The organism is Pseudarthrobacter sulfonivorans, from assembly GCF_014712225.1.
GTDB lineage: Bacteria > Actinomycetota > Actinomycetes > Actinomycetales > Micrococcaceae > Arthrobacter > Arthrobacter sulfonivorans.
The window spans coordinates 55,586-69,026 of sequence record NZ_JACXBW010000010.1 but is presented as its reverse complement, the minus strand read 5'-3'; the positions used below and the strand labels follow the sequence as shown (position 1 = coordinate 69,026).

General features: G+C 63.0%; 11 protein-coding genes. 2 read left to right on the top strand and 9 right to left on the bottom strand.

Annotated features, from left to right (window positions below):
• Nucleotides 1-39: 39 nt before the first annotated feature.
• Nucleotides 40-1,884, bottom strand: a complete 1,845-nt coding sequence (locus IAQ70_RS13935) for a flavin-containing monooxygenase (RefSeq protein WP_190989915.1) — start codon at nt 1,882-1,884, stop codon at nt 40-42.
• A 144-nt stretch (nt 1,885-2,028) separates the two neighbouring features.
• Here IAQ70_RS13935 and IAQ70_RS13930 point away from each other — a divergent pair, with 144 nt between their 5' ends.
• Both IAQ70_RS13930 and IAQ70_RS23355 read left to right on the top strand, forming a co-directional pair.
• A complete protein-coding gene (locus IAQ70_RS13930; protein WP_190989914.1) occupies nt 2,029-2,814 on the top strand; it encodes an alpha/beta fold hydrolase in 786 nt (261 codons plus the stop codon).
• 665 nt (nt 2,815-3,479) lie between these two features.
• On the top strand, nt 3,480-4,046 hold the full coding sequence (locus IAQ70_RS23355; RefSeq protein ID WP_407682590.1) for a glycosyltransferase: 567 nt from the start codon (nt 3,480-3,482) through the stop codon (nt 4,044-4,046).
• 719 nt (nt 4,047-4,765) lie between these two features.
• Here IAQ70_RS23355 and IAQ70_RS13920 read toward each other — a convergent pair.
• The 8 genes from IAQ70_RS13920 to IAQ70_RS13885 all read right to left on the bottom strand — a co-directional run bounded on the left by IAQ70_RS13920 (nt 4,766) and on the right by IAQ70_RS13885 (nt 13,429).
• Nucleotides 4,766-6,931: an amylo-alpha-1,6-glucosidase gene (locus IAQ70_RS13920; RefSeq protein ID WP_190989912.1), complete on the bottom strand. Its 2,166-nt coding sequence runs from the start codon at nt 6,929-6,931 to the stop codon at nt 4,766-4,768.
• Between the two features lie 993 nt (nt 6,932-7,924).
• Nucleotides 7,925-8,215, bottom strand: coding sequence for a hypothetical protein (locus tag IAQ70_RS13915; RefSeq protein WP_190989911.1), 291 nt, complete (start codon nt 8,213-8,215; stop codon nt 7,925-7,927).
• Nucleotides 8,212-8,553 (bottom strand): hypothetical protein, encoded by a 342-nt coding sequence (locus IAQ70_RS13910; RefSeq protein WP_190989910.1) that lies wholly within the window; start codon nt 8,551-8,553, stop codon nt 8,212-8,214. Before IAQ70_RS13910 ends, IAQ70_RS13915 begins: the two co-directional genes overlap by 4 nt.
• A 67-nt stretch (nt 8,554-8,620) precedes the next feature.
• Nucleotides 8,621-9,892, bottom strand: coding sequence for a CaiB/BaiF CoA transferase family protein (locus IAQ70_RS13905; protein WP_317983663.1), 1,272 nt, complete (start codon nt 9,890-9,892; stop codon nt 8,621-8,623).
• Complete coding sequence (locus IAQ70_RS13900; protein WP_190989908.1) at nt 9,889-10,959, bottom strand: acyl-CoA dehydrogenase; 1,071 nt, start codon at nt 10,957-10,959, stop codon at nt 9,889-9,891. The genes IAQ70_RS13905 and IAQ70_RS13900 overlap by 4 nt, the downstream gene beginning before the upstream one ends.
• Nucleotides 10,959-12,098: an acyl-CoA dehydrogenase family protein gene (locus IAQ70_RS13895; protein WP_190989907.1), complete on the bottom strand. Its 1,140-nt coding sequence runs from the start codon at nt 12,096-12,098 to the stop codon at nt 10,959-10,961. The genes IAQ70_RS13900 and IAQ70_RS13895 overlap by 1 nt, the downstream gene beginning before the upstream one ends.
• A gap of 248 nt (nt 12,099-12,346) precedes the next feature.
• Nucleotides 12,347-12,961 (bottom strand): VOC family protein, encoded by a 615-nt coding sequence (locus IAQ70_RS13890; protein WP_190989906.1) that lies wholly within the window; start codon nt 12,959-12,961, stop codon nt 12,347-12,349.
• A gap of 39 nt (nt 12,962-13,000) precedes the next feature.
• Nucleotides 13,001-13,429: a carboxymuconolactone decarboxylase family protein gene (locus tag IAQ70_RS13885; protein WP_223860085.1), complete on the bottom strand. Its 429-nt coding sequence runs from the start codon at nt 13,427-13,429 to the stop codon at nt 13,001-13,003.
• Nucleotides 13,430-13,441: the final 12 nt, after the last annotated feature.

Sequence of the window (13,441 nt, the reverse complement as noted above, 5' to 3'; positions counted from 1 at the left end):
GTGTTATCGACTGTCGTCGTCGGCCGCATGTGGCAGGCCCTACACCAACAAGCTCACGTCACGGGCCTGGACAATCGCGTCATACGGACACGGATCCAGCCTCCCGTCGGAGCTCCGAGACAGCGCCGGGACCAGGCCGCCGAGCTGCGCCTTGATCTGGAAGGCCATCTGCTTTGCACCCTTACGGCAGTCCATCACGCCACCGAAGACGATCCAGAACTGCTGCTGGGCAGTGGGGCGACAGAAGTTGCGAACCTCACCATCCTCGCCAAATCCACCCACCGGGCCGACCCGCTCTGCGATCTCTGAGCCCACCATCGCTTCAACTTCGACCTGGAGGTTCTGGAATCCGGTCGCCATAACGAGCGCGTCCAGCGGCAGCACGGTACCGTCGATAAAACGGAGACCTTCGGGCACGAAGCGGTCGACGTGCTCCATGTGCAGGACCTTGATGCCACCGTCAATGATGACCGGCGAGCACCCCTGGTCAAGGTAGTAGCCGGAGCGGCTGCTGTACACCATGTACAGCCACCCGGTCTCGTTCTCGGCTCCGGAGATCTTCATGCCGGCTTTCCTCAGCCCCGCATGCAGCTCAGCGCTCCACTCATTCGCCTTTTGGGTGTAGGCCTTCATGTTCTCCGTGAACACCGGAAGGACCAGCATCGCGTCGGTGCGCTGGTCGGCCTCGGGGACCGTCATCCGAGGAACGTGGAAATCATACGCCCTGTTGGCCACCGCGATGTCTACCACGGTGACAGGACCCCGCTGCAGCATCTTGGTGGTCGCACCATGGTTGTACAGGTCCAGGGCAATGTCATGAGCGCTCGTCCCGACGCCGACCACCATGACGTTCTTGCCCCGGTAGTCCTCCCCGTGCTTGAACTGCGAAGAGTGGACGATCTCGCCCGCGAAGTCATTGAGACCCGGGAGGTCCGGGATCCTGGGGCGCCCGACGATCCCCTTGGCCATGACCAGGTGCTTCGGCCGCATCGTGCGGATGACACCATCGGCCAATCTGACCTGTGCTACCCAGCTTGCTGTCTCGTCGTCGAATGAACCCTCAAGGAACTCCGTCGAGGACCAGTAGTTCAGATCCATGGTGCGCGCGTACGACTCGACCCAGTTGGCCCACTTGTCCTTCGAGATATACGGGGGGAAATTGGCAGACAGGTCCATGTAGGGAAGCTTGTTGCGCGACAGTGCCGTGTGCAGGCTGAGGGAGTGGTAACGCTCACGCCAGCTGTCGCCGGGTCGCTCGCCCTTGTCGATGATCAGGTAGTCGACTCCGAGCCGCTCCAGCTCGGCCCCGACGGAGAGGCCCGCCTGGCCTCCCCCGACGATCAGTACCTCCGGGTCCCTGTCATCAAACGAGGACCGCTTCTCGACGTACTCGGCCCAGTTCTGGCCAGGCTCCGTGGGCTCGAACCCGAACAGCTGCTCCCGGCTTCCCGGAACCTTCTCCGGCCGACCTACCAGGTCAGTCAGGTTGGTCCCCAACATGTAGGCGCGCATGCCGTGGCGGGCTTGCTGGTCCATCCGCAGGATCACATACCCCTCGCCATGCCCCGCGTCCGTGGCGAAGCGGAAGAAAAACTCTGCCTGACGGGAATCTGTCTCGGGCACCACACGCGGCGGCGTGCGGTCCGGATGTACGGCAAAGTCACGAGGGCGCACGGCAACCGCCGCCCGGGAGAGTTCCTCGCTGATGGCGCTCAACCCGTGGACCTGCTTCACGTCCCACGTGAAAGCTACCAAGTCACGCCAGAAGGACTCCTCGAAGAAGAGTTCCGTTAGGTCGAGTGCGTTCCCCTGCTCCAGAGCGGACGAAAAATCTTTGAGCCACTCCTGTGCCTTCTGGAACATCGAGGCATTCTGCTCATTCATCGTGGGCGTTCTCCTGCATCTGTACTGTAGCTATTTCCTCCAGCATGCACCTCAATCTTTCAACTGTCAACAGTTTTCTGCTGACTTGTAACTGGTGTTTCATAGTGGAACGATGACGGGTAGTCAACGAGAAAGGATCGGCACATGCCTTTTGTCGAAGTAAACGGACAGCGACTCTGGTTCACTGACACCGGAGGTGATGGCATCCCTGTGGTGTTCCTTCACGGCTTCCTCATGGATGGGACCATGTTCGACTTCCAGGTAGCCGCCTTGGGAGCCACTTTCCGCAGCATAACGCTGGACGAAAGATGCCATGGCCGGACTCAGGAGTCCGACGAGACGTTCACCTTTTGGAATCTCGCCGACGATGCCATTGCACTGCTCGACCATCTCGGTATCGGCAGCGCAGCTTTCGTAGGCATGTCGCAGGGCGGCTTCGTCGTCCAGCGAATCGCCCTCGCGCACCCCGGGCGGGTGCTCGGCCTGATATTGCTCAACACCGAGGCCCGTGATATGCCTGATGAACACAAGGTGGGGCGTGTCGAACGTTTCAAGGACTGGATCGCCAACGGACCGGGTGTCAACGGACCTGCCCTTGCCGGCAAGATGCTCGGAGACCCTGCGCTCGAGGCCCACTGGATTAAGAGGTGGGAGGCAATGGATCCGCGCCGAATTGCTCGCGCAAACGTCACTCTAATGGAACGCGACTCCGTCCTCGATCGCCTTGGCGAGATCACCTGTCCCGTGCTGCAGGTGCACGGAACTGCAGATGAAGCCATCAACATGGTCCATGCCGAACAACTGTTCCGCGCCCTCCCCGGGCGGAAGACCTTCGTGAAGATCGATGGCGCACGCCACAGTCCCAACCTCACGCATCCCAAGATCGTGAACGAGGCCATAAAAGAGTTCCTGGCGAACATCTCAAACTAACGACGGGCACTTGTACCGCCTTGGGGTCGCAGGCTGCTGCTCAGCGGAGCGGAGGCCCGTCAAAGTTGCCAGGCGGCGGTCAGTGTGTTCCACGGAACGCCCGCCCCAACACCGGCAGCTCGGGCAGCCCCTGTCAGGGTCGGTGATGAGGCAATCCGACCCTTCGCCTCTAAGCATGGTTCGGTCCAGCCGCGTTTCAGGGTTTGGAGCAGTACGGATGGCCGCAGAAGACGGAAGTCAGGGTTTCTTTGAATAGGTAGCGACTAATCCACCTTGTCAAAGAGACCTTGACTTATTCGTAGTTCGGAGCGCGCACGGGGACGGCTCTACCCGCTACCTGTCGGGCTGCAAGTTGGCGTCAAGGATTTTTCGTCGACCGCGATGTGATTCCCGGCGAGGAGATCCAAGAAGAGCACCACCTACTCCGGAAGCACCTTGCGTGCGCGGGATCTACCACGCCATGACTGCCGAAGCCTCGCTCATTGCCATCTCACACCACCAGGCCCGCTCCGCCCCAGATCTCAGGATCAGCCGGGTCATCCACCACGGCATGCCCACCGGCGCGGTTCCGGTGGGACGCGGCGAGGGGGCTACGTATGCATCTGGGCCGGATGCACCCCGGCTAGGGCCTGCCCCTGGGCATCGGGGCCGCACCGCTTGCCCGGATGCCGCTGCGGATCGCGGCGAAAATGCACAACAGGGACGAGCACGAGTATTTCCGCACCGTCATCAAGCCGCTGCTCGGGCCGGACGCGGAGTATCTGGGCAAAATGAACACAGCGGACAAGTACGCGCTGCTCGGAGGCGCGGCGGCCCTTCTGAATCCCATTCAGTGGCCCGAGCCCTTCGGCATGGTCATGATCGAGTCCCTGGCCGCCGGCACCCCGGTGATCGCGACACCCCGGGGCTCCGCCTGGAAATCATCGACGACAGCGCAACCGGGTTCCTGCGCGGCGGAATCGGCGAACTCGCGGCAGCCCTCAACGAGGCGGGACCCTGGACCGCAACGGATGCCGGCGTGGCCGCAACTCGCTTCAGCGCCAAACGAATGGTCTCCGAACACCTTCGGCTCTACGAGGAAGCCCTCACCGGCGTTCCGGCCCCGTCCGACGCCCGCGCACCGCTGGACGCAAGCTCCCTCGTCTGAACAGGAAGGTCCGCCGCTGATGCAAGGCGGGGAAGCAGCCCCGTGCCGCGCGTTCGGCGAAGGAGTACGCCATCAGCCGGGATAACAGACGTCTCCCACGTGGGCCGACCGTAACCGATGAGTCAGGTGAGGTGTCCGCATTCTCCAGGCAGTTGACATCTGCCGATCAACGCGCTGGTCCTATGCGGGCGGCCGGGGTCCGCACAGGCAAGTTCAGGCCATTACCACCACTGGCCAAGGGTTGGCGTAGTATTTTTTTCCGTTTCTGAAGCGTCCCCTTTGTGCCTGCCTTGCCGGTGCGAATTGTTGGGCTTACCCAATTCATTTTTGGGGTTCCGACCGCTCGCTCCGGATATGCGCTCTTGAGGTGATGCACTTTGTCAACAACCCCATCGATGAGCCGTTACCCGCCCCGATCGCACTGCATCTGATCAATGCGGGGTCCGCCAGCGGCGACCCTGTCGTACACCTACCAAATGAACGGCGTGTTCGCGCAACTCTTCGAAGTCCTGGAGCGGGCCTATGACCGGGCGTTCTACGGGGATAACTGGCCCGCCCGGCCCGTCGACCCGGCCGGGGGTGTGTCGTGAGCCGGCTTCTGCGTGAGGAATGGGCTGACTACCTTGCGCTGCGCCATGCGCCGGGTTACCGACTGGCACGGCCGGAGAATCAGTTTTCCTATGGTTTGGTACGCGGCACAGCCTCAAGTGTTGCGGCGATCTCGGATTCCTCACCGCCCGGCGTGTCGAGCCGGATGCACCTTTATTTCCACAGTCCCTCTCCGACAGACGTAACTTGGGCCAGTCAGCGCGTCGGCGGAAGGTGCCCCCGCTCCACCAGGTCCGCCGCCCATGGCCGGATCCCGTGGTGAAACACCATCCGTTCGGGCAGTCCCTGGATGGATGCGGTGGAGCCGGAAATGTCGATGGTGATCCGGCCGCCGGCCATGGGCGCGTTGGTGATGTGCAGGTCGCCGTAGGATTCCGGGAGCACGGGATCCATCCAGAGCCCCCCGCGGGCAACGTCCGCATAGTAGCCCATCAGGCTCTTGATCAGCTGGATCGGTGTTGTGGCGGCCCATGCCTGCGGAGAGCACGCCGTCGGGTAGGGTACGGGCGCGGCGAAGCGGTCCCGGCGGAAGCCGCAGAACAGCTCGGGCAGCCGTCCGTCCGAGTACTCGGCCGCTTCCAGCAGTGCCGTGGAGAGCCGCTGCGCCTCCTGCACGAAGCCGTAGCGGAGGAGTCCTGCCTGGATGATCGCATTGTCATGGGGCCACACGGACCCATTGTGGTAGCTGGCGGGATTGTAGGCTCCCATGTCGCTGGCCAGGGTGCGCACTCCCCAGCCGCTGAACATTTCCGGAGACATCAGGCGTTCAGCCACGAGCGGCGCCTTGTCCTCATCGATGAGGCCGTTCCACAGGCAATGGCCCATATTGGACGCGCAGGCGTCGACCTGCCTCTTCTTGCCATCCAGTGCGATGGCGTAGTAGCCGCGGTCTGGCATCCAGAATTGGTCGTTGAACCGTCTTTTCAACTGTGCTGCACGGTCCCGGAACTCGGCCGCCAAGGCCGCGTCACCGACATCGCTCGCCATCCACGAGCGGCCCAGATACGCGCCGTAGACGTAGGCCTGCACCTCGCATAAGGCGATGGGCGGCTCGGCCAGGCTGCCGTCCGCGAAGTTGATTCCGTCCCAGGAGTCCTTCCAGCCTTGGTTGACCAGGCCCCGGTCGTTGAGGCGCTCGTACTCGACGAATCCGTCGCCGTCCTTGTCCCCGTAGTCCCGGATCCACTTCAGAGGGCGGTCTGCATGGGGCAGCAGGGCGGCGATGGTCTCCGGGGCAAAGCCCCAGCGGCTGACCTCCCCGAACAGGGCCACGAACAGCGGCGTCGCGTCGACGCTGCCGTAATAGGCGGACTTGCCGCCAAGTGCCAGCCCGCTGGAGACATCGAGCCTGACCTCGTGGAGGATCTTGCCCGGCTCTTCCTCGGTCATCGGATCCACCACGGTTCCCTGACGGTCGGCCAGCGTCTGCAGGGTGCCCAGGGCCAGGGACGGATCCACCGGCAACGCCATGACGGAAGCCCACAGCGAGTCCCTGCCGAACAAGGTCATAAACCAAGGCGCCCCGGCGGCCACCACCACCCGGTCCGGATGGTTCGGATCCTCGATGCGCAGCGCGCCCAAATCGTCGTAGCTGCGCCGCAGGGTCCGTTCGATGGAGCGGTTGCCCATCTGCAGCTTAGGAATCTTCGCCACCCACTCCTGGCGTCGCCGGTCGCGCGGAGACATTTCGCCCGGCGCCGGATGGGCGAACGGCGCCCCGCGAGCCTCTCCGTCCACGGTGGGCACCACGCTAAGGACGGTGCTCCACTGACCGTGCGGCGGGATGACCGGCCGGTACGTCAAGGTGTCCGCTGCGACGTCTGCGCCGTCTGCCTTCACGATGACGCCCTTCCGCGCGTCCTGCCAGACGGCAAGGATGGCCAGGATGGCCAGCGAATTGCCGTCGGGCTGGCGGGTCTCTTCCCAGCGCTGCTGGATTCGCGCCTCCTTCACCTCGAAGAGGTCCGCGAAATCCGATTCGACGCTGAGGGAGATCACGCATTCAGCGGCGACCAAGGAGTAGTTCCGGACCGTGATCTCCTCCACTATCCCGGCCCCCACTTCTCGCAGCCGCTCCACAATCAGCGGGCTGTCCGCGTGCCCGTCTGATCGGGGCACGCGCCCGACAAACAGCGCCCGGTACGGCTCCTTCGTCTCCGCTGCCAGCGGCTCCAGCGCGTGGCCGTTAATAGCCAGGCTCCAGCGGGACAGGGTGCGCGTGTCCTCATGGAAAACCCCGTGCGGATACTCGGGATGGATATCCCCGTTCGGCAAGGAAATACAGAAGGAGGATCCCTCCACCAAAGTGACCGTCCCGGCCCCTAACGGCCCGGCCGCCGTGTCGGCATTCCATCCAGCCATCCTGAGACTCCTTCAACGGAAACGACACAGGGCCGCGTCCAGCGGACTCCTCAATCCAGCTGACGGACGCCGCCTGTTCAACGCTACGCTTGTCTGCCCCCGGGTGCCAGATCCCGCGATGACCCATAGAAAACCTCCGCGTAGCAAGGATCGAGTGTTCGCAACCCAGGGCTACCATCGTTACCACTGAAGATCGGCTTAGCGTGACTTTCCCGAGCATTGGTCCTCAAGCCCCATACATGGCAACGCTGAGACGACAGATTTACCGGGCTGTGCAACGTACTTATGGGGCAAGAACAGATGCAGCCGGTGGTAGATGCTGTAAACCATGGCGGCGCAACCAACGAGACCGATCTTGATGTTCCGCATACCTGGAGCATGGGCACGCCATGTCGGTCTGCCCGCTGGCCGCCGATCCGCGGTCAACTCCGCATATCCAACGCCGAGCCCCTAACGAACCCACGCAAGCCTGTCACTGTGTCACATCCGTACTCATGTAACTTCCAGACTACGCACGAACAGCACGCCGGACCCTGGACCGCCGAAACCCTGGACTTCCACCCAACCAGCCTCGAATCCACTCGGCCGCGAGCCTATGAGTCCGTAAGTCGACACTTTGCTTCCTGCTCCAGGGGCGGTGGTGTGAAGTCGTGTGGTGGCCGTGGGCCACGGCCGGCGCCGCGTCCGTCTTCATGGCATTCCGCATTTCGGCCGGCCTAACCGGCTGATCTGAGTGGATCGTGCCCCAGCCCTGGGCGCTGCGCTGCCCGCGCGACGATGCACTCAGCCCCTCCCTACGGCAGCTGGTCGGTCCGGTCCCCCTTGCCGTGAATGGTCCGGACGCCGGCCTGCCAGTCCACGTCGTCCAGTCGCAGCCCCGAAAGCTCCCCGCAACGCAGACCACCCGATGCAGCACGGTCACCCGCAAATCGCGTCGTGCCACCGCGGTCGACGAATCACAGGAGTCCAGCAACACGAAGACCTGCTCCTGGTTCAACGGCTGAGGCGGACCGACAGTCTGCGGTGCGTGACAGCCGGGACAGCGTCAGCCAGCGCGATCTGGAGGATCCGCTGATAGTGCAGGAAGCGAAGGAATGACCGCAGCGCGCACGCGGTCATCTGCGCCGCCTTCCGCGTCATCGAGGGCAGATGCGTGGCCAGAAACTCGGTGACGTCAAAGGCGCTAACGCTTGCAAGCCCCGCGGCAGTAGTCTCTGTGACGGAGACGTGCTGGAAGAACGGGGTGGCCCAATGCGAGTAGGCGTCAGCGACCGGGGAGCTCACCCCGCGATGTCGATCAGATACCGGCGATATCGGACCAACATCGTCTCGATCGGTGATGACGGCATCGGTACCGGTCCCACGAACTCCAGCCCCTCACGGCGCAGGTAGCCGAGCACGAGGCCCTCCAATGCCTCCAACGAATAGTGGCCGGTGTAGGCGACGCGGCGGGCGGCCAGGAACCGTTGGATGACCGAGCCACTGACGTCACCCAGCTCTATGTCCTCGGGATACAGCCACCGCGACAGATGCGCTGCCAGCTGCAGCACACCCACCGCTAACGTCGTCGTGTAGCCAAGCCGCGCGAGTTCCTCCGCCAGCCCCACCGCGAATTGCGACAACGGGCCAGTGAACCGGCCCTTGGTGTCACAGCTGTCGATGGACTCGTGCGGCGCACTGGCTGGTTCGTCAGATCAGCGTGGCGACACGTTCATCGCCCCTGTCCGCCCAGTTTTCCGTCACCGAAGCCGTGTGTGCTGCACTTTGATCATTCCCTACGGGATCAAGCAGTCCGAGGCTTCGAAGAACTGCTTCGGTGTCGGTGCCTTTAGCCGCTGGCGGAATCGGCTTCCTCGTCTTCGACCTGCTCAGCTTGATGGGGACACCGACACCGCGATAGTCGCCGTCGTCGATGAACAGCTCCCGATGCACCACTTGGGCATCGGTAAGCGCCTCTTCCACCGTCTTGACAGCACTGGACGGGACCCCAACCTTGCTGAGTTCGCGGGCCAGGACGTCAAGGTCTCGTGCCCGGACCAGGTCCGTGATGATGGCGGCAAGCTCATCGATGTGCGCGATGCGGTCCGAGTTTGTCGCGAATTTCTCATCGTCTGCGAGTTCGGGACGACCCAGTACCGTCATCAGTGAACGGAACTGGCGGTTGTTTCCGGTGCCGATGAAGAACTCCCCCGCCGGCGTATCGAACGTCTGGTAAGGTGCGACGGCGGGGTGCGCACCTCCCGTGCGTCGGGGCGTCTTTCCGGTCATGGCCCAGTTGGCCGAATGCGGGACCAGCAGGGACACCACCGAGTCGAGCAAGGAGATGTCGACGAACTGGCCCAGTCCGGTCCGGTGGCGGTCCTGCAGTGCAAGGAGGATGCCGCTAAAGGCGAGATTCGCCGCGACGATGTCGACGATCGGCACGCCGACCCGGAGGGGCCCACGGTCCGCGTAGCCGTTGACGCTCATCAGTCCGCCGTGGGCTTGTAGCACCGCGTCGTAGCCGGGCATTTCCCCCATGACGCCGTCAGCACCGAATCCGCTGATCCGGCAGTACACTAGCTCCGGCCTGCGGGGCGCCAGGTCATGAGTGTAGTCGAATCCCCAGCGGGCCATTGTGCCGATCTTGAAGTTCTCCACCACGACGTCCGCTTCGTCGAGCAACCGCCGAAGCGCTTCCTTGCCGAGCGGCGTGGTCAGATCGAGTTCAATGTTCCGCTTGCTGCGGTTGAGTCCGTAGTAGTAGCTGCTAGTAGTGCCATCGTCCGACAACGTTCCCCATTGGCGTGTCTCATCACCCGCAGGAGACTCTACCTTCAGAACCGAGGCGCCGTGATCGGCCATCATTTGGGCACAATACGGTCCGGCAAGCACCCGGCTGAGGTCGAGGACCTTTAGGCCTTTGAGAATACCCTCAGTGCTCTCGTCATCGGGCCAGGCGGAAGATCGGTCCGGGCTCACGTGTGTGCCTCCGCTCGGATGTCGAGGGTCAGCCCTGTCAGCAAGGCCCATACGTCGTCACCCCTAGTTGCCGCCAGATCGGCCACGGTATGTTGCCAAACCAGCTCGTTGCCAAATTCCTCCCGCCATGACCACATCCGGGTGGTACATGCACCGAGGCGGTGCTCGGTGGTGACTCCGATGGCCCCGTGCAGCTGGTGGGCCACAGCGGCAATGCGGCTAACGAGGACCGACGCCTCGATCTTCGCCGCAGCGACCAGCAGGGGCGTCGGGCTACCATCACGCAAGGCAATCACGGCGGCGTCGGCTGCAGACTGCAGCGTCACCACGTCGGACGCTAATCGGGCGAGCTGATGCTGTACGGTCTGGAACTTAATCAATGGACGTCCGAATTGCACTCGTTCTGAGACGTACTGTGTGGCGAGTGCCAGAGCTTCCGATGCTGCAGCCGCGATCTGCGTCGCCCGTGCGGCGGCCCCGTACTGCGCAACGCGAGAGTCGTCCCACTCGGGAGGTAGGTCGCCGACAACCAGCGGACGAACGCCTGTGAGCACAGCCTCATCGCGGGGTTCACCGGCGACGTTGGTCCCAGGCAAGACCGCGAAACCGTCCACTGTCGTCTTGACCACAGCCACCCGTGGCCTCGAACCGCCCGTGAGCAGCAGGACCACATGGTCGGCATTGCGGAGCCAAGGGACACGGGCCACCCGCCCGGTCAACACAAGCTCGTCTCCCATTCCCGCCAGTCGGATTTCCGGGCCGGGGGCTGCGGTCACCACACCTCCGGGCCAGGCGACACCAGCGGCAGCAAGGGCCGGCACAGCGAGGAAATTGGCCTCTGCGAGTGGAATCGCGGCTAGAGCCGCGGCCCGGCAAGCGACCGCAGCATCACGAAGGTCGCCGTCCGAGCCACCGAGCTCGCCGGGTAAGGCAAGAGTGGTGAAACCGGACTCGTCGAGTTCTGCCCAGGCCCGGTCGTCGAACGGCACATCCACGAACGTGGGTGACGCCGATACAGCCAGGGCAGCTCGTACCGAATCGTTGATCGCGTCGAAATGTTCCGACATTACAGCACCGCCTTTGCAACAATGGACCTGAGGACCTCGTTCGTGCCGCCGCGCAGGGTGAAACCCGGCGTGTGCAAGATCGACTTCGCGAGCAGTACGGAAAATTCATCGCCATGAGGATCCGGTTCGATCCCTGCATGGGCGCGAATGGTCTCGACCACATCGCCCTCGAAGACGGTGCCGAGGTCCTTGACCATGGCGGCCTCGACGGCCGGGTTTCGACCCGCTGCCAATTCCTGTGCTACCGATATGGACAGTTGGCGCAGGACAGTCATGCGGCTGATGAGCCGTCCCAGGGCGGAACGTACCGCCGCGTCGGTCTGGACGGCGTCCGTTCGGGCCCAGGCCCGCAGGAGTGGAAGGGTGGAGAGGATGCGTTCGGGTCCGGATCGCTCGTTGGCCAGCTCCTGGGTGACCTGGCGCCAGCCGTCACCGCGCTGGCCGAGCAGGGCGGAGGCGGGTACGAGTGCGTCGTCGAAGACTACCTCGTTGAAATGGTGACCGCCATCGATGGTGATGATTGGTTTGATATCGATTTGCGGGTGGGGAAGATCGACCAGAAACTGCGAGAACCCGCCGTGTCGGTCGTCGGAAGCATCTGTCCGGGCTAAGAGCACCATGTTGGTCGCGATGTGAGCGCCGCTGGTCCACAGCTTGGTTCCACTGATCCGCCACCCGTCAGTAGTCTTGATAGCGCTGGTACGAATCGCCGCCAGGTCCGAGCCCGCGTCGGGTTCGCTCATGCCGATCCCAAAGTAGCGTTCACCACGGGCGATCCCGGGCAAGTAAGTGCGCTTCTGTTCCTCCGTCCCGTTGCGGAGGATGCCGGGTGCCATTTGCCGGTCAGCGATCCAGTGAGCCGCAACGGGAGCGCCTGCAGCGAGCAATTCCTCGGTAACGACGAAACGCTCAAGGTCCGATCTGCCAGAGCCACCGTATTGCGTTGGGATCGTCATGCCGACCCAACCCCGCTCGGCCAGCCGCAGGCTGAATTCGGGGTCGATTCCCGATAACCATGCATCGGATTCGGGAGTGAATCGCCCTTCCGCGACTTCGCGGTCGAGGAAAGTGCGCACATCCGCGCGCAACTCGTCCAAATGAGGCGGAAGTGTCTCTACAGCTGAGAGCAGCAAGGTCATTTGCCGACCCGCCGTTCTCGGCCGGACACCAACTGGAATTGGTGCATTTTCATCGCATTCCTGTTTCTCTGCCTGGTACCAGCTGGTGACGGGCATATTGTTCTGATTCGCAAGACATGTGTGGGCGACGCCAATGCCCGTGACGTGGCTGGCCGGAAAGCCGGGGTCCCCAGCAATCCCACGATGAGTGTGCTGGGGACGCCTGGCTCCGCAGGGTGCTGCCGGACTCAACGTCGCGACGGAATCCCTCAGGAACGCGACAGCACCTTTTTGTCATCGGCCTGCGCAACAGCATCGTTCGGCCAGGATTCCCAGCCGGGAAGCCAGGCATTGAACTCGACCTGGTTGCCGCTCGGGTCGGTCACGTACACCGAAGTCATCAGGGCGCCCTCTTCTTCCGGAATGTACTTGTCATACGATTCCACGGCCCGCATGGCGTGCGGACGATCCGGATTGAAGTAGCGAATTGCATGACGGAACGGGATTTCCATTTCAGCCAGACGGTTGCAGTATTCCTCGATCCGGTCGGCATCCACACGCAGGTTGAAGTGCAAAATGCTGCCCACGGGAGCGGCACGGTGGTTTGCGGGCTTAGCGGTCGGAGTCACGACTTCCTCAGGAAGCGTCTGATAGCCGTCCTTCCACCAGAACATGGCGATGTGGGCATCAGGGTTACTGGGATCTCCGACCCCAAAGAACCAGTGCTGGCCGACCAACTGTTCGTCCTCGTCGAAGTACTCCAGCGTGTGAAGGATGGGCATGCCGAGCTTCCCGTGATAGAAATCCACGGTCTCCTCCATGTCGCTGACGATCAGTGCTACGTGATCCAGTCCTTTGAACTCGAATCCAGTTTTGGTTGTCATGGAACTCTCCGATCTACACAGGGTGTGATTAGTGTGGTGTCAGTTGGGGGACGGCTTCGCATCGACGACCGGGTCCGGACGATCGTCGAATTCCAGGCGCAGGGCACGACATATCGTCGCGGACTGTATGTACGTGGTGACCATGAAGGTCAGCTCCAGGATTTCTACGTCCGAGAAAACTGCTTTGACTTGCTCGAAGAGCCCGTCAGGCACCCGCCCACCAGCAGCGAGGCTGTCGGTGTAAGCGAGCACCGTTCGCTCAGTCGGCGACCACGTGGACTCGGCGGCCCACGACGGAATCAAGTTGACCTGATCTTCGGGGAACCCAAGTCGACGCAGGAGCTTGCAATGCTGCGTGAAGACAAACGAGGACCCGGCAACCCATCCGGCCCGGGCGAGTGCAAGCTCGCGGAGGGTCGGGGCCAGCTGACGCTCGGCACTGAACTGCCAGGCCTGACGGTCGAGCATCACCGTAAACAG

Coding starts and splice junctions, on each gene's coding strand:
- IAQ70_RS13935 (WP_190989915.1), bottom strand. CDS start 1,884: ATGAATGAGCAGAATGCCTCGATGTTCCAGAAGGCACAGGAGTGGCTC.
- IAQ70_RS13930 (WP_190989914.1), top strand. CDS start 2,029: ATGCCTTTTGTCGAAGTAAACGGACAGCGACTCTGGTTCACTGACACC.
- IAQ70_RS23355 (WP_407682590.1), top strand. CDS start 3,480: ATGCCGCTGCGGATCGCGGCGAAAATGCACAACAGGGACGAGCACGAG.
- IAQ70_RS13920 (WP_190989912.1), bottom strand. CDS start 6,931: ATGGCTGGATGGAATGCCGACACGGCGGCCGGGCCGTTAGGGGCCGGG.
- IAQ70_RS13900 (WP_190989908.1), bottom strand. CDS start 10,959: ATGTCGGAACATTTCGACGCGATCAACGATTCGGTACGAGCTGCCCTG.
- IAQ70_RS13895 (WP_190989907.1), bottom strand. CDS start 12,098: ATGACCTTGCTGCTCTCAGCTGTAGAGACACTTCCGCCTCATTTGGAC.
- IAQ70_RS13890 (WP_190989906.1), bottom strand. CDS start 12,961: ATGACAACCAAAACTGGATTCGAGTTCAAAGGACTGGATCACGTAGCA.
- IAQ70_RS13885 (WP_223860085.1), bottom strand. CDS start 13,429: ATGCTCGACCGTCAGGCCTGGCAGTTCAGTGCCGAGCGTCAGCTGGCC.